This is a genomic window from Pedobacter sp. 05T44 (assembly GCF_056395985.1).
Genome location: NZ_JBFTKO010000003.1, coordinates 141,649 through 157,102, shown reverse-complemented (window position 1 = coordinate 157,102; position 15,454 = coordinate 141,649). Strand labels below are relative to the sequence as shown.

Below are 15,454 nucleotides of genomic sequence, written 5' to 3'. Positions count from 1 at the left end.
AAGGAGTTATTCTTCTTCAACTATTACAGACACATCTTTGTCCAGTTTTACGGTATGCAGCACTTTTGTTTTGTCGCTATATACCACAAGCCTGTTTTCATCTAAGTACTGTACAAGTCTATATGGTTCAGATTTTTGAACATATCTCCATTGGGTGTAAAATTGTTCTTGTGCTAATTTTTCCTGTGGTAAGAAAGTAATGGCAACTTCAATGTCAGAAATGCTTTGAATAAAGAAACGTGCGCTTGTACATAGTGTTTTTTGAGCTTTATCATTATTTTTAAAGTCCTCAATAGCTATTTCCCTTATCGCCGATGATGATTTAGTCGGGTTCCTGTCAATAATATCTACAATAAGGTTGCTTACCTCATTTTTAGTTTTGAGATATTTCCCATTTCCTGTTTGTAGGATTTTAAAATAAATTTTAAGCGGTTTCATATTGTTTTTTTGCGATAAGGTTGATCTTAGCCTTACAAATAAATGAGTATTTGGGCGTAGTTTGAAAAAATATTGAATTAATATATCTTTAATTTATGAATAAGAACAGATTAGAAGCATTTAGTGATGGCGTTTTAGCTATTATTATCACCATTATGGTTTTGGAGCTGAAAGTTCCCCATGGAAGTTCTTTGCAGGCACTGACGCCACTTATTCCTGTTTTTATGAGTTATGTGCTCAGTTTTATCTTCGTTGGTATCTATTGGAATAACCACCATCATATGATGCAGCTGGCTAAAAAGGTTAATGGAAAGGTGTTGTGGGCTAATCTGCATCTGCTTTTCTGGCTCTCACTGTTCCCCTTTGCTACTGCGTGGATGGGAGAGAATCATTATGAAACCTGGCCAGTGGTAATGTATGGTTGTGTAATGTTTATGGCAGCCATGGCTTATTTTATTCTGGAAAGTGCATTGAAAAAGTTACATGGGCCAGATTCTGAGTTTGCGAATACATTTGGCACAACCATAAAAGACACTGTTTCCTGCTTAGCTTACGTAGTTGCAATTGGAGGCAGTTTTATAACCCCATGGGTAGGTATAGCATGTTATGTTTTTATTGCAATAATCTGGTTTATACCCGAAAGAAGAGTGGAAAAAAAGATAGCTTAACGGAGAGGCGGATAAAATTGTAATTGAAAACTATTTTATCTAAGTTTGCACAAAAAAATAAAGATACATGAGTGTTTTAGTAAATAAGGATTCAAAAGTTATTGTTCAAGGCTTTACAGGAAATGAGGGTACTTATCATGCTTCTCAAATGATTGAGTACGGAACGAACGTTGTTGGCGGTGTTACACCAGGTAAAGGTGGCCAAACTCATTTAGATAAACCAGTATTTAATACTGTAAAGGATGCGGTTGATAAGGCCGGTGCTAATGTATCTATTATATTTGTTCCCCCTGCGTTTGCTGCAGATGCTATTATGGAAGCTGCCGAAGCAGGTATTAAAGTTATTGTTTGTATTACTGAAGGTATTCCTACTAAGGATATGATTCAGGTTAAAGAATATATTTCTGACAGAGATTGCCGTTTAATCGGTCCTAACTGTCCAGGTGTTATCACTGCTGATGAGGCTAAAATTGGTATTATGCCGGGTTTCATCTTTAAAAAAGGTACTGTTGGTGTAGTTTCTAAATCTGGTACTTTAACTTACGAAGCTGTTGATCAGGTAGTAAAAGCAGGTTTAGGTATTACTACTGCTATTGGTATTGGTGGTGACCCTATCATTGGTACTACTACTAAAGAAGCAGTTGAGTTGTTGATGAACGATCCGGAAACTGAAGGTATCATCATGATTGGTGAAATTGGTGGTGGTATGGAAGCTGAAGCAGCGCGTTGGATTAAAGAAAATGGCACAAAACCTGTTGTAGGTTTTATTGCCGGTCAAACTGCTCCTGCCGGACGTAGAATGGGCCATGCGGGTGCAATTGTTGGCGGCGCAGATGATACTGCTGCAGCAAAAATGAAAATTATGGCAGAATGCGGTATTCACGTTGTAGCAAGTCCTGCTGAAATTGGGGAAGCTATGGCTGCCTTGTTAAAGAAATAATAAAGATCTTCTTGTATAATGCAAAGGCTCTGGTGATATCATTCATCGGAGCTTTTTTTATAACTGACATTATTATTACTTCAATTATGAAACCGCTGGAGGCTTTAGTTCGTACCTTGTATTAAATAATATGCAAATGAAAGCTTTAATTAATAAAACATTTATGCTAGCGGGCTTGTTAGTGATAACTAGCTTTGTAGCATGTGCGCAAAAGCCCAAAAAAGAAGAAGTCAAAAAAACAACCAATAATATGGAGTGGAATAAATTAACTAAAGAAGAAGAGGATGTAATAGTGCGGAAGGGTACTGAATATCCTGGAACCGGAGCATTGTTGAATAACAAAGAAAAAGGAACCTATATCTGCAGACGATGTAATGCACCATTATACCGCTCGGAATCAAAATTTGAATCGCATTGCGGATGGCCAAGTTTTGATGATGAAATAAAAGGAGCAGTGTTAAGAATACCTGATGCAGACGGACAGCGTACAGAAATTGTATGCGCAAATTGTAAAGCACATTTAGGTCATGTATTTTTGGGAGAAGGCTTCACATCTAAAAATACTCGTAACTGTGTGAACTCAATTTCTATGAGTTTTGTGCCCGATAAGAAATAAAATCTTTTGGAATGACATAAGTATAATGCCCGATGATAACTTGTCGGGCATTACTTGTTTATAAGTGTTTAGTTTACTTATGTTTGCACGTTCACCAACTATAGTAAATATGAAGTATTGTTTATTGTTATGCGGTATGCTGATTTCTTTTATGGGTTTTTCCCAGGATATTTCAGACGGAACGACATCAGAATCGGCCCCTGAAACAACAGCAAGATCGTCATCCAATCTATCTTCTAAATTAATCTCTAAAACCGTTTACGCTACATATTACGCAAAGAAGTTTGAAGGACGAAGAACTACAAGCGGTGTAAGGTATCGGGGTAAAAAAATGACTGCCGCTCACATGTCCTTACCATTTGGGACAATAGTAACGGTTACTAATCCAATAAATGGCAGATCTGTGGACGTCGAAATAAATGACAGAGGTCCGCATTCCAGAAAATTCAAAATAGACCTTTCTGAAGGCGCGGCAAAAGAGCTTGGGTTCTATGGAAAAGGGGTTGCTAAACTTGAAATTAGCTATCTGCCAGATACCGAGTAATTTTTAAACTTTAGGGGATATAAAGTCAGCTTTTTTAAATTATTAACATTCAAAAGTTTTTACTATCCCCTTAAAAAGAAATAATTAGCTTTTTTGGTGGTTGATTATGACTGAAATCTGATCTTTTAAACAGCCAAATCTAACAACGTGTTAACAACTTTGTTCTGCAAAAAAGGCCTCATACTTTATATTTGTTTAAGTAAAATTCTTTAATAAATCACACGTAGATTTTCAGTTAAAGGTTTAATATTTAGTTGATTAAGGTTGCCAGAGAAATTCAAGTCTTTTCAAATCTTTAAATTAAGTATGGTTTTGTCGACTGTTAGCGTTTATTAAGGGTTTTTCATAGTTCAATCATTCACTACGTTAAACAAAGGCTTATGCAAGAAGAAGAAGTATTATTAAAAGAAAACAAAGACCGTTTTGTTCTTTTACCGATTAAATATCCGGCAATTTGGGAAATGTATAAAAAGAGTGAGGCTAGTTTTTGGACGGCAGAAGAAATTGATCTTTCTGATGACCAGAAACATTGGGATAACCTAAATGACGGGGAGAGACATTTTATTTCTCATATTTTGGCTTTCTTCTCTGCAAGTGATGGTATTGTAAACGAAAACCTTGCAGTAAATTTTATGAGTGAAGTTCAGTTGCCTGAAGCACGTTGCTTTTACGGGTTCCAGATCATGATGGAAAACATCCACTCAGAAACATATGCATTGTTAATTGATACTTATATAAAAGATCCTGATGAAAAGGATAGGTTGTTCCACGCAATAGAGACTGTTCCCTGTGTTAAGAGAAAAGCGGAATGGGCATTACGCTGGATAGAAGGTGGTAATTTTGCTGAACGTTTGGTAGCTTTTGCAGCTGTTGAGGGTATTTTCTTTAGCGGAAGTTTCTGCTCTATATTCTGGTTAAAGAAACGAGGGTTAATGCCAGGTTTAACATTCAGTAATGAGCTGATCTCCAGAGATGAGGGTTCACATTGCGAATTTGCTTGTTTGTTGTATGGTATGCTTAAGAATAAGCTTACTGAAGAACAAGTTCACGGTATCATTAAGGATGCTGTAGAAATAGAAAAAGAATTTATTACAGATGCCTTACCTGTGGCACTGATTGGAATGAATGCAAAGCTAATGTCGCAGTACATTGAGTTTGTTGCAGACAGATGGGTGCAAGAGCTTGGTTATACTAAAATCTATAATGCAACCAACCCATTTGATTTTATGGAGATGATATCACTACAAGGTAAAACGAATTTCTTTGAAAAAAGAGTTGGTGATTACCAGAAAAGTGGTGTATTAACCTCTACAGAAGATAAAGCTGCGGCTTTCTCTTTAGACGATGATTTTTAAAACTTATCGGGTTAGGCGATAAGTAATATAAATAAATAATTAATTCGGTGCCGATGCTGGGGTTGCTCATCACAAACCCAATATGCACCATAAATACCTGAAAAATATGTTTGTAATAAAAAGAGATGGCCGCAAGGAAGCGGTAAGGTTTGACAAAATAACTGCCCGTATTGAAAAGTTATGCTATGGTTTTAACGCTGAACTTGTAGATCCGATAGATGTAGCCAAGAAAGTGATTGAAGGTTTATATGATGGGGTTACAACATCTGAATTGGATAACCTTGCAGCTGAAACCGCAGCCTCTTTGACAACCAAACATCCGGATTATGCTTTGCTTGCTTCACGTATTGCTGTATCTAACCTTCATAAGAATACAACTAAATCTTTCTCTAAAACGATGGAGATGTTGTATAACTATATTGACTCTAAAACAGGTAAATCAGCCTCTCTTATTGCTGATGATGTTTGGGAAGTAATTAAAGAAAATGCTGACACGCTTGACAGCACAATTATATATGACAGAGATTTTGGGTTTGATTATTTCGGGTTCAAAACACTCGAGAAATCTTACTTGTTAAAGGTAGACGGACAGATAGTTGAACGTCCTCAGCATTTATTTATGCGTGTGTCTGTGGGGATCCATAAAGGTGATATTGAAAGTGCTATAGCTACGTATAACCTGATGAGCGAGCGTTGGTTTACTCATGCTACGCCAACCTTATTTAATGCTGCTACTCCTAAACCTCAAATGTCGTCGTGCTTCTTGTTAACTATGCAGGATGATAGCATTGAAGGTATTTATGATACATTGAAACAAACAGCTAAGATCTCTCAAAGTGCCGGTGGTATTGGTTTAAGTATCCATAACATTCGTGCTACCGGATCTTACATTGGTGGTACTAACGGAACAAGTAATGGTATTGTACCAATGCTAAAGGTATTTAACGATACCGCGCGTTATGTAGATCAAGGTGGAGGTAAGCGTAAAGGTGCTTTTGCAATTTATTTAGAGCCTTGGCATGCTGATGTATTGAGCTTCTTAGACTTGCGCAAAAACCACGGTAAAGAAGAATTGCGTGCGCGTGATTTGTTCTATGCACTGTGGGTTTGTGATTTGTTCATGAGGCGTGTGGAAGAGAATGGCGATTGGAGCTTATTCTGTCCGCATGAAGCACCAGGCTTAGCTGATTGCTTTGGCGAAGAGTTTGATGCTTTATATGAGCGTTATGAAAAAGAAGGAAGAGCTCGTAAAACTATAAAAGCTCAGGAATTATGGTTTGCTATCCTTGATTCGCAAATTGAAACCGGTACACCTTATTTGTTATATAAAGATGCTGCGAATAGCAAATCTAATCAGCAAAATCTGGGTACAATTAAGAGCTCTAACCTTTGTACTGAAATTATTGAGTATACATCTAAAGATGAAGTTGCAGTTTGTAATCTTGCATCTTTAGCTCTACCTAGATATGTAATTAATGGTGAATTTGATCACCAAAAATTATATGATGTTACTTATCAGGCTACTTTAAACCTGAACAAGATTATCGATTATAACTATTATCCGGTAGAAGAAGCTAGAAATTCAAACATGCGCCACAGACCAATTGGTTTAGGTGTACAAGGTTTAGCCGATGCGTTTATTTTAATGCGTTTGCCTTTTGAAAGTGAAGGTGCGCGTGAATTGAACAAAGAAATCTTTGAAACAATTTATTTTGCTGCAATGACTGCTTCTCATGACCTTGCAGTTAAAAACGGCCCTTACCAAACATTTAAAGGATCTCCTTTATCTGAAGGTAAATTCCAATTCGATCTTTGGAATGTGAAACCAGATAGTGGAAGATGGGATTGGGAAACTTTGCGCGAAAAAGTGGTTAAAGATGGTGTTTACAATTCATTGCTGGTTGCGCCAATGCCTACAGCTTCTACTTCGCAGATTTTGGGTAACAATGAGTGTTTTGAACCATATACTTCTAATATCTATACCAGAAGGGTATTGAGCGGTGAGTTTATTGTTGTTAATAAACACTTATTAAAAGACCTTGTAGCTTTAGGTTTATGGACCCCAGCTATGAAAGACAGAATTATTTTAGCTAACGGTTCTATTCAGGAGATTGCTGAGATTCCTGACTATATTAAAGAATTGTACAAAACAGTTTGGGAAATAAAAATGCGTAGCATTATTGATATGGCTGCCGACAGAGGTGCTTACATTTGCCAGTCTCAATCTCTAAACTTATTCATTAATGCACCAAATACTTCTAAATTAACTTCAATGCATTTCTATGCTTGGAAAAAAGGATTGAAAACTGGTATGTATTATCTACGTACTCAAGCAGCCTCTCAAGCTGTTAAATTTACAGTAGAGAACCAGGCAGGTAAAAACATGGAGCCTGTAATTCCTGAGCATATTGAACAAAGTGCCGAAGAGATTGTTGAAGGACCGGTTTGTTCAATGGAAGAAGGATGCATCAGCTGTTCAGGTTAATAATAATTTAATAATTAATATATTTAAAGAGCAGGTACCAAATACCTGCTCTTTTTTTGTGCTTCCTCATCCTGAATTTAACCATGTAGGAATCTAGTTGGAGATGCAAACAGATAAGACTCACCTCAGACTCAAGTCAGACTCTTCTTAGACTTGGTTAGACTATTGTCTAACAAAATTCTTTTTTCATTCTTAATATAATTTGCAACGAGGTTTATGTTTAATATTCTATTTGTCATTTTTAACAGGCAATCAGGAGCCATTAGTTTCTGATCTTGTATCTTTGTGGTTAATGGCTAAACACGAAATCATACCCTGCGAACGTTGTGGTACACCAATAGAGTGTAAAGCTAACTCGTACACTAAATGCCAGTGTAGTGTTGTACAGCTGGACTTAAATGAGGTACAGTACATTAGCGAATTACACGATGGTTGTTTATGCGCTAAATGTCTTTTTGAGCTTCAGCAGGAGTACAGGGATGCCGTTGCTTCATAAGTATAGCTGGTTTTGAGCCTCCTATCTTTTATTTTTTTTGGCTAACTTTGCGTCAAATTATTTGTTAACAAAGAATGGCAAAAGTACAAGTTGGATTGGTGCAGATGAGCTGTACCAGTAATAAACAAGAAAATTTAGATAAAGCAATTTTAAAAATCAGGGAAGCAGCAGCAAAAGGTGCACAAATTGTGTGTTTGCAAGAACTTTTTACTTCCCTTTACTTTTGTGATGTTGAAGATTATGACAACTTCAACTTGGCTGAGGCTATTCCCGGTCCTTCCACAGATGCTTTACAAGTCATTGCTAAAGAATTGGGCGTAGTGATTATTGCTTCTTTATTCGAGAAGCGTACAGCGGGCCTGTATCACAATACAACAGCTGTTTTAGATGCTGATGGAACTTATCTTGGCAAGTACCGTAAAATGCATATTCCTGATGATCCTGCTTTTTATGAGAAGTTTTACTTCACTCCGGGTGATTTAGGTTATAAGGTTTTTCAAACCAAATTTGCTAAAATCGGTATCTTAATCTGCTGGGATCAGTGGTATCCTGAAGCGTCACGTATTACTGCTTTGATGGGTGCAGAGATTATGTTTTATCCAACAGCTATAGGTTGGGCTACAGATCAGGATGAGGAAACAAATAAGGATCAATATAATGCATGGCAGACTATTCAGCGTTCTCACGCTGTTGCCAATGGAGTACCTGTGGTGAGTGTAAACCGTGTTGGACTTGAACAAGATGGAGCCATGAAGTTCTGGGGTGGAAGTTTTGCAACAAATGCTCAGGGTAAATTGCTTTATTTGGGTTCACATGATAATGAAGAAACTAAAGTAGTAGAAATAGATTTATCTGAGTCTGATTTCTTTCGTAAACATTGGCCCTTCTTAAGAGATCGTAGAATAGATTCTTATCAGCCAATTACTAAAAGATTTATTGACGAAGATTAAGATTTAAAAATGTCATCATTTAACGAAGTAATATTTAACAGCAGTCCGAAAAAATTAGGCTTTAGCTTTCCTGCTGAATGGGAAAAACATGATGCAACATGGTTAAGTTGGCCCCATAAGGAAGAATCATGGCCAGGTAAGATTGAAACTATATATGAACCTTATTGCCAGTTTATTAAAATCGTGGCAACAGGTGAAAAAGTTAGGATTAATATTAACAATGAGGAGACTAAAGCTTTTGCTATTTCTGAATTGGAAAAGGTGGGGGCTGATTTAACTCAGATAGAGTTTTATTTTAATCCAAGCAATGATGCCTGGTGCAGAGATCATGGACCGGCTTTTTTATTAAATAAGCCAACCGGGAAAAAAGCAATTGTGGATTGGGGATATAATGCGTGGGGGGGCAAATATCCTCCGTATGATCTTGATGACGTAATCCCAACCAAAATAGCTGAACATTTTAATTTATCTGTTTATCATCCTGATATTGTGATGGAGGGCGGATCTGTTGAATTTAATGGGGCAGGAACAATACTTACAACAACGGCTTGTTTATTAAATGAAAACAGAAATCCTCATTTAAATAAGGAGCAGATTGAAGAGTACCTAAAAGAATTTTATGGCGCTGAACAGGTGTTGTGGTTAGGAGATGGAATAGTTGGGGATGATACAGATGGCCATATTGACGACATTACCCGTTTTGTTAACGAGGACACCGTTTTAACAGTTGTGGAAAGTAATCCTCTGGATGAAAATTATCTGCTGTTACAGGAGAACCTGGAGACATTAAAGACTTTACGATTATTAAACGGGAAACCTTTGAATATTGTGAAATTGCCAATGCCTTCGCCGGTAATACACGAGGATACCAGGTTACCTGCATCATATGCAAATTTTTATATTGCAAATGCTGCGGTAATTGTGCCCACTTTTAGAGATGTGAATGATGAAAAAGCTTTAGAAATTATACGAGGCGTTTTTCCGGATAGAAAAGTTGTAGGAATTGACTCTACAGATATTATTTGGGGATTAGGAAGTTTTCATTGCCTTAGTCAACAAGAACCGGCAATCTAATCGCTTTTTATAATTGATATAATTAATTGAATATAACCAAACAAGAAATACAGATGAAGTTATTAGAAGGAAAAACAGCACTTGTTACAGGTGCATCTAAAGGAATTGGCCGCAAAATAGCGGAAAAGTTTGCAGAGCATGGAGCTAATGTGGCTTTTACTTATTTATCATCAGTAGAAAAGGGTGAGGCTTTAGAACAAGAGTTGCAAAGTTTTGGTACAAAGGTAAAAGGATATCGCTCTGATGCTTCTAAATTTGATGAAGCAGAGAAGCTGATCAATGATATTGTAGCTGATTTTGGTGCATTAGACATTGTAGTAAATAATGCAGGTATAACGAAAGATGGTTTATTGATGCGAATGAGTGAGGAGAACTGGGATGAAGTAATTAATGTAAACTTGAAATCTGTATTTAATGTGTCTAAGGCGGCTTCTAAGGTGATGATGAAAGCACGCAAGGGATCTATCATTAACATGAGTTCTGTAGTAGGTGTTCAAGGAAATGCCGGGCAAGCTAATTATGCTGCGTCTAAAGCAGGTATAATTGGATTCTCTAAATCGCTGGCTAAGGAATTAGGGTCACGTAATATCCGCACCAATGTTATTGCTCCTGGCTTTATCCGTACTGAAATGACAGACGTGTTAGATCCTAAAGTAGTACAGGGTTGGGAAGAAGGTATTCCTTTGAAAAGAGCAGGTGAGACTGAAGATGTAGCGAATGCATGCGTATTTCTTGCATCTGATATGAGTTCTTATGTTACCGGACAGGTATTGTCAGTTTGCGGCGGAATGCTGTAAGCTTAAAATAAAAATCTACAAGGGGTGTCGGAATTGATTTCTGGCACCCCTTTTTATTTAAATTGATAGGCATTAGTAAGCTCTATCACCTGTGGCACTCGCCTGTATTTTTCAAAATAATTATACCCTTGCTGAAGGTTTATCCAGAAAGCTTTGTGTTGTGGAAATTGTGCCAGGTATTTATTGAGATTAGTATCAGTTATTTTAAACGGATAGATGTGAACCGGGATTTGATTTTGTCCTCCATTTCGTGCCTCAGTGGCTAGCACATAAACCTCTTTTATCTTGTCGTCTGTTATAGGAATACATCCAACAGTTTCACATTTTCCATGAATGTAAATGTCGCTGCCCGGTTTTTCATTCGCACTTCTTAGCAAATCAATACTGTTAGGGTAATTTATTCCTAAAGACAAGTGGAAATTGCTTAGAGGATTAAACGCGGTGATGTAATAGAACCCCTCGGGGATTTGCAGATCTCCCTCCTTTAATTTAGGACCCAGAACACCTGAGTGCTGACAAAAGGGGTATACTTTGAACAACTTGTATTGTTTTTGGTTATTCTCTTTTAACCAAATCTCTAACTTTCTTTCAGCTTTATAAGCGGCTATATATAAACTGAACTTTCCGGTTATTTGATCTTTTTTAAGCTCTTTTTGCAGGCTATTCCACTTCTCACCATAGGCTTGTTTCACGCGCTCAAATGTTAATTGCTGTGCTTTGAAATTAGATTGGGCCAGTAAGGATGTAGACATAATCATTAGAAGAATAATGTAAAAATAGCTTTTCATTGTAAGGCGTTAGTTTTACTATGAACAAACTTATATAAAATTGTGCGAGCATTTTAAAATTTAGCATCTTTACCCAAATACGTATGAACGATTCTTTTAGCTTATACATTTTATTGGCTTTACTGGGATGCTTGCTTGCAGGTATTCTTTTCGCCTGGTTATTGTACCGTAAAACGGAACATTTAGATAAACGGCTGCGTTATGGATTGTTCGTTATACGCACCGTTGCAGTAACGGTAATAACTGCATTGCTATTCTTTCCTTTGGTAAGAAGCGTCTCGTATAATCTCGAAAAACCTGTTATTGTTATTGGGCAGGATAATTCACTGTCGGTTGGAGCTATTGAACCTAATGGCTTTAATAAGCAACAGTATGAGAAGGACATGCAGGCCTTAGCCGATAAGCTGTCGGAAAAGTATGAAGTTAAAGTCTATAATTTCAGTGACAGCGTGAAATCCGGCTATGATTTCAAAAATAAGGGGCAGGTAAGTAACGCTTCGAAGTTCATCAATCAGTTAAACGATGAATTATTAAATCGGAATGTGGGGTCAGTTATTTTGGCCTCAGATGGTATTTTTAATCGCGGGGGAAGCCCACTTTATGATTTAAACAAACTTAAAGCTCCGGTTTATACCATTGCATTGGGGGATACGATTCCGAAAAAGGATTTAATGATTTCGAACGTAAATCACAACAGCCTGGTTTATCTTGATAATGAATTTACGCTTGAGGTTCAGGTACAAGCCTTTGAAAGTAAGGGTGAAATGTCGAGGGTTTTAGTTATGGAGGGAGGAAAAAAGATTTACGATGAGCAGATTCAGATTAATTCAAATGCATTTGTAAAGAATATTCCTATTAAGTTAAAGGCTTCGAGGTTAGGACTTCAAAAATATACCATTCAACTCAGCCCGTTAAAAAATGAGATATCTGAACGTAACAACGCACAAAGTATTTTTATTGAGGTAATTGATGCAAGGCAAAAAATATTGATTGCCTCTGCTGGCCCGCACCCCGACATTGCAGCATTAAAACAGGCCATTTCCATAAACAAACATTATGATTTGAAAATTGCTTTGGGAGACGATCTGAGTGTGATTAATCCAAAGGACTATAGTTTAATTATTCTGTACCAGTTTCCGGCTCTTCAAAATGACGGGGGTACATTTATTAATAAGGTTCAGCAAAGTAATGTGCCGTTGTGGTACATCTTGGGCGCTCAAAGTAATTTGTACGCGTTTAATAAGATGCAAAGTGCTGTAAATTTTAATGGAAGCAATAATACTTTGCAAGAGGCTTTTGCTGTTGCTAATACTGGATTTACTGCCTTTGAAATGAGCGCGACATTCGATAAACAAATTGAAGGATTTGATCCTCTTCAAGCTCCTTTTGGGGAGGTAAGAATAAACGGAACGGCATTAGTGGCTTTAAAACAGCGAATAGGCAAGATCAAGACTGAATCGCCACAATTGTTTTTTATGAACGCCGAGGGGAAAAAAGCAGGTTATTTAATAGGAGAAGGCATATGGCGTTGGAGGTTGGGAGAGGCTCAAAATGATCAGAAGTCAAATGCTTTTAATACTTTAATTTCAAATGCTGTCCAATATGTTTCTGCAAAGGATGATAGGCGTAAGTTTAAAGTTTACACTGCCAAGAACACTTTTGATGAAAATGAAAATGTGCCGATTAATGCAGGTCTTTATAATGATAGTTATGTTTCGGTAAATACACCGGATGTGAGTATTCAAATAAAGAATGAAGAGGGGAAGGTCTATAATTTTCTATTCTCCAGAACAGAAACAGCCTATCAGCTTGATGCAGGGATGTTGCCTGCAGGAAATTATACTTATACAGCCACAACTAACCTTGGGGGTAAAAAACACACTGCGCAAGGAGTTTTTTATGTAAATACACTTGTTGCAGAATATCAGCTAACTATCGCAAATCATCAGCTGCTTAATACAATGGCTATGCAAACGGGCGGTAAGATGTATATGCCGCAGAACTTATCGCAGATTTTAAAAGATATTGAAGCCAATGAACAGGTAAAAACCCTGAGTTACGAAGACCGTAAATATGAGGAATTGATTAACTTTAAGTGGGTGTTTGCATTGATAGTTATGTTGCTAACCCTGGAGTGGTTTTTAAGAAAAAGAAACGGAGAAATTTAAGCGCAAAGTATGCAAATAAATACCATGGATGCCATTGAGATCTTGGGGACTATCTCTTTTGCGATATCTGGCTCTTTTGCAGCCATGCAAAGAAGATTAGATCCTTTCGGGGTACTTATCATCGCTTTTGTAACATCTATTGGTGGAGGAACCGTGCGCGATTTGTTGCTAGGGGATACTCCTGTTGCATGGATGAGGGATGTAAATTATTGCTTGTTGATCTTGCTGACCTCAATTGCTACGGTCTTTTTTAAAACACATATCAAGAAATTTAAAGTAACTCTTTTTTTGTTCGATTCTTTAGGGCTTGGTCTTTTTACAATGCTGGGTATTCAGAAAGGAATTATTTTTGGTTTAAGTCCGGGTATTTGTATCGCCCTAGGTACCATTACAGGATGCTTTGGAGGTATAATAAGAGATACGCTATTAAATACCATCCCTGTAATATTCAGAAAAGAAGTTTATGCCACCGCCTGCATTATGGGAGGAATATTATATTTTACTCTTCTATATTTTAACTTGAAAGAAGACCTGGCAAAGGTTACCGTAATTGCGTTTATTTTTACAATAAGAATAGTAGTGGTAAGATATAAAGTTACGTTGCCTAAATTCGGCTATTAGTCTTTTGGGGCTTCATTGATGATCACAAAAACGTCTTCATTATCTTTTTTCATAAAGTACTTTTCGCGGGCAAATTTCTCTGCTGTATTTAGATCTGTATTTAATTCGTTAAGATCTTTCTTGACCTTAGCAATTTCCTTTACATAAAAATCCTTTTCCTCCTGAAGCTTGCTTACTTGCGATCTGTATTCGTATTGTGCTATTACATCGTTTTTATCGAAAAATAACATCCATACAACGAATGCAGCTACGCTCAGGAAGTATTTGTTACGTAAAAGTTCTAGAAAACGATTCATATGGACAAATATATAAAATAACACCCGAAGATTTAAAACCTTTGCCTTTTATTCAAATGGGTATTATCCACTTATTAACATGTTGGTTTTAGCTGGTCGTAATTTATGTGTTTCAATAGTAAGGTATTAGATAAAAGATCAGATATTGTATGGAGGTTAATTAATATATGTATGAAAGTAATTCTCTGCTCGTTATTGGTGTTTTGCATTTTTTGTGGCTTTATCGTTGAACACGGGAAAGCGGATAGAAAACCTAGGATCATCTTCGACACAGATATGGGGCCAGATTTTGATGATGTAGGCGCAATAACAGTTTTGCACGCATTGGCTGCTAAAGGCGAATGTGAGATACTTGCTACAGTATCCAGTGATAGCCATGCTTCTGTTGCACCGACTATAGAAATTTTTAATCAATATTTTGGCAAACCCAATATTCCGATAGGCATAGCATCTGCAAAAGCCCCGGGCTTCATAGCCCATAATAATTGGAATGATTCGCTGGTTTTACATTTTCTTAAGAAAAAGCCCACTGAATATCCCAATGCTTTAGAAGTTTATCGAAAAGTATTGGCCAGGCAGGAAGACAATAGCGTAACGATAGTTACAGTTGGCTTTACCTCTAATATAGCAGAGCTTCTCAACTCAAAGCCCGATAAATTTTCCAACCTTTCGGGAATGGACCTTGTTAAAAAGAAAGTGAAAAATTGGGTCGCGATGGCTGGAATTATACCAAATGGGGTTGAATTTAATGTAAATGAACATAAGGAAGCGGCTTATGAAGCTTTTAGTAGATGGCCGAAACCGATATTGCTGAGTGGTTTTGAAATTGGAGATAAGATACTTACAGGTGGAAAAGTGGCAAAGCAAAATATTAGTAAAAATCCTGCCGCATGGGCATATCAATATAACTTAGCAACTTATGATAAAAATCTACTAAGCAATAGGCCATCTTGGGATCAAACAGCAGTTTTATGTGCAGTCAGAAATCCAGAAAAATATTTTTATGTAAACGGTCCAGGGAAGTTTATCGTATATAAAGATGGATCTAATCGATGGGATGCGGATATTAATGCCGGACATTATTTTCTAGCTCATAAATATCCTTATGAAAAGATTTCTACAATAATTGAAAATTTAATGTTGTATGAGCCTGGTAATTGATATTAACAAACAACCCCAATACTTCTGGGTAATGGGGTTGTTTGTTATTGAAATTTT

Annotated in this window: 16 protein-coding genes; 13 read left to right on the top strand and 3 right to left on the bottom strand. The window is 37.0% G+C overall.

All coding sequences use genetic code 11. The features are described 5' to 3' along the window. Positions 1-6 precede the first annotated feature (6 nt). Positions 7-438 (bottom strand): hypothetical protein, encoded by a 432-nt coding sequence (locus tag AC1DDK_RS07510; protein WP_172661475.1) that lies wholly within the window; start codon positions 436-438, stop codon positions 7-9. A 95-nt stretch (positions 439-533) separates the two neighbouring features. On the opposite strand from AC1DDK_RS07510, the gene AC1DDK_RS07505 reads away from it, so the two are divergent. The 10 genes from AC1DDK_RS07505 to fabG all read left to right on the top strand — a co-directional run bounded on the left by AC1DDK_RS07505 (position 534) and on the right by fabG (position 10,363). Further along, the gene (locus AC1DDK_RS07505) at positions 534-1,106 is read left to right on the top strand and encodes a TMEM175 family protein (RefSeq protein ID WP_288882948.1); all 573 of its coding nucleotides are present in this window, start codon (positions 534-536) and stop codon (positions 1,104-1,106) included. Between the two features lie 67 nt (positions 1,107-1,173). Then, entirely contained in the window at positions 1,174-2,046 is an 873-nt protein-coding gene (gene sucD / locus AC1DDK_RS07500; protein ID WP_048907383.1) for a succinate--CoA ligase subunit alpha, read from the top strand. Between the two features lie 136 nt (positions 2,047-2,182). Beyond that, on the top strand, positions 2,183-2,662 hold the full coding sequence (locus AC1DDK_RS07495; protein WP_288882952.1) for a methionine-R-sulfoxide reductase: 480 nt from the start codon (positions 2,183-2,185) through the stop codon (positions 2,660-2,662). Positions 2,663-2,771: 109 nt separating this feature from the next. Then, positions 2,772-3,206, top strand: coding sequence for a septal ring lytic transglycosylase RlpA family protein (locus tag AC1DDK_RS07490; protein WP_246269606.1), 435 nt, complete (start codon positions 2,772-2,774; stop codon positions 3,204-3,206). A 380-nt stretch (positions 3,207-3,586) separates the two neighbouring features. Beyond that, the gene (locus AC1DDK_RS07485) at positions 3,587-4,561 is read left to right on the top strand and encodes a ribonucleoside-diphosphate reductase small subunit (protein ID WP_068893168.1); all 975 of its coding nucleotides are present in this window, start codon (positions 3,587-3,589) and stop codon (positions 4,559-4,561) included. Positions 4,562-4,667: 106 nt separating this feature from the next. Continuing rightward, positions 4,668-7,046: a ribonucleoside-diphosphate reductase subunit alpha gene (locus AC1DDK_RS07480; protein ID WP_172661471.1), complete on the top strand. Its 2,379-nt coding sequence runs from the start codon at positions 4,668-4,670 to the stop codon at positions 7,044-7,046. Positions 7,047-7,278: 232 nt separating this feature from the next. Continuing rightward, the gene (locus tag AC1DDK_RS07475) at positions 7,279-7,542 is read left to right on the top strand and encodes a cysteine-rich CWC family protein (protein WP_246269603.1); all 264 of its coding nucleotides are present in this window, start codon (positions 7,279-7,281) and stop codon (positions 7,540-7,542) included. A 74-nt stretch (positions 7,543-7,616) separates the two neighbouring features. Then, positions 7,617-8,492, top strand: a complete 876-nt coding sequence (locus AC1DDK_RS07470; protein ID WP_337717202.1) for a carbon-nitrogen hydrolase — start codon at positions 7,617-7,619, stop codon at positions 8,490-8,492. Positions 8,493-8,501: 9 nt separating this feature from the next. After that, positions 8,502-9,566 (top strand): agmatine deiminase family protein, encoded by a 1,065-nt coding sequence (locus AC1DDK_RS07465; protein WP_172661469.1) that lies wholly within the window; start codon positions 8,502-8,504, stop codon positions 9,564-9,566. A 53-nt stretch (positions 9,567-9,619) separates the two neighbouring features. Then, positions 9,620-10,363: a 3-oxoacyl-[acyl-carrier-protein] reductase gene (fabG, locus tag AC1DDK_RS07460; RefSeq protein WP_172661468.1), complete on the top strand. Its 744-nt coding sequence runs from the start codon at positions 9,620-9,622 to the stop codon at positions 10,361-10,363. Positions 10,364-10,416: 53 nt separating this feature from the next. Here fabG and AC1DDK_RS07455 read toward each other — a convergent pair whose 3' ends face one another. After that, positions 10,417-11,151 (bottom strand): L,D-transpeptidase family protein, encoded by a 735-nt coding sequence (locus AC1DDK_RS07455; protein ID WP_337717200.1) that lies wholly within the window; start codon positions 11,149-11,151, stop codon positions 10,417-10,419. 83 nt (positions 11,152-11,234) lie between these two features. Between AC1DDK_RS07455 and AC1DDK_RS07450 the strand changes: the two genes are divergently transcribed. Then, positions 11,235-13,319, top strand: coding sequence for a hypothetical protein (locus AC1DDK_RS07450; protein WP_337717199.1), 2,085 nt, complete (start codon positions 11,235-11,237; stop codon positions 13,317-13,319). Positions 13,320-13,328: 9 nt separating this feature from the next. Next, positions 13,329-13,940 carry a trimeric intracellular cation channel family protein gene (locus AC1DDK_RS07445; protein ID WP_337717197.1) on the top strand — a complete coding sequence of 204 codons (612 nt, stop codon included), beginning with the start codon at positions 13,329-13,331 and terminating at the stop codon, positions 13,938-13,940. Here AC1DDK_RS07445 and AC1DDK_RS07440 read toward each other — a convergent pair. Next, complete coding sequence (locus tag AC1DDK_RS07440; protein WP_172661464.1) at positions 13,937-14,236, bottom strand: FtsB family cell division protein; 300 nt, start codon at positions 14,234-14,236, stop codon at positions 13,937-13,939. The two genes, AC1DDK_RS07445 and AC1DDK_RS07440, sit on opposite strands and share 4 nt — an antisense overlap. A 171-nt stretch (positions 14,237-14,407) precedes the next feature. Between AC1DDK_RS07440 and AC1DDK_RS07435 the strand changes: the two genes are divergently transcribed. Then, the gene (locus tag AC1DDK_RS07435) at positions 14,408-15,397 is read left to right on the top strand and encodes a nucleoside hydrolase (RefSeq protein WP_337717195.1); all 990 of its coding nucleotides are present in this window, start codon (positions 14,408-14,410) and stop codon (positions 15,395-15,397) included. Positions 15,398-15,454 lie beyond the last annotated feature (57 nt).

Bases quoted from the DNA above. Each gene is read 5' to 3' on its own strand.
- AC1DDK_RS07510 (WP_172661475.1), bottom strand. From the start codon at position 438: ATGAAACCGCTTAAAATTTATTTTAAAATCCTACAAACAGGAAATGGG.
- AC1DDK_RS07505 (WP_288882948.1), top strand. From the start codon at position 534: ATGAATAAGAACAGATTAGAAGCATTTAGTGATGGCGTTTTAGCTATT.
- sucD (WP_048907383.1), top strand. From the start codon at position 1,174: ATGAGTGTTTTAGTAAATAAGGATTCAAAAGTTATTGTTCAAGGCTTT.
- AC1DDK_RS07495 (WP_288882952.1), top strand. From the start codon at position 2,183: ATGAAAGCTTTAATTAATAAAACATTTATGCTAGCGGGCTTGTTAGTG.
- AC1DDK_RS07490 (WP_246269606.1), top strand. From the start codon at position 2,772: ATGAAGTATTGTTTATTGTTATGCGGTATGCTGATTTCTTTTATGGGT.
- AC1DDK_RS07485 (WP_068893168.1), top strand. From the start codon at position 3,587: ATGCAAGAAGAAGAAGTATTATTAAAAGAAAACAAAGACCGTTTTGTT.
- AC1DDK_RS07480 (WP_172661471.1), top strand. From the start codon at position 4,668: ATGTTTGTAATAAAAAGAGATGGCCGCAAGGAAGCGGTAAGGTTTGAC.
- AC1DDK_RS07470 (WP_337717202.1), top strand. From the start codon at position 7,617: ATGGCAAAAGTACAAGTTGGATTGGTGCAGATGAGCTGTACCAGTAAT.
- AC1DDK_RS07465 (WP_172661469.1), top strand. From the start codon at position 8,502: ATGTCATCATTTAACGAAGTAATATTTAACAGCAGTCCGAAAAAATTA.
- fabG (WP_172661468.1), top strand. From the start codon at position 9,620: ATGAAGTTATTAGAAGGAAAAACAGCACTTGTTACAGGTGCATCTAAA.
- AC1DDK_RS07455 (WP_337717200.1), bottom strand. From the start codon at position 11,151: ATGAAAAGCTATTTTTACATTATTCTTCTAATGATTATGTCTACATCC.
- AC1DDK_RS07450 (WP_337717199.1), top strand. From the start codon at position 11,235: ATGAACGATTCTTTTAGCTTATACATTTTATTGGCTTTACTGGGATGC.
- AC1DDK_RS07445 (WP_337717197.1), top strand. From the start codon at position 13,329: ATGCAAATAAATACCATGGATGCCATTGAGATCTTGGGGACTATCTCT.
- AC1DDK_RS07440 (WP_172661464.1), bottom strand. From the start codon at position 14,236: ATGAATCGTTTTCTAGAACTTTTACGTAACAAATACTTCCTGAGCGTA.
- AC1DDK_RS07435 (WP_337717195.1), top strand. From the start codon at position 14,408: ATGAAAGTAATTCTCTGCTCGTTATTGGTGTTTTGCATTTTTTGTGGC.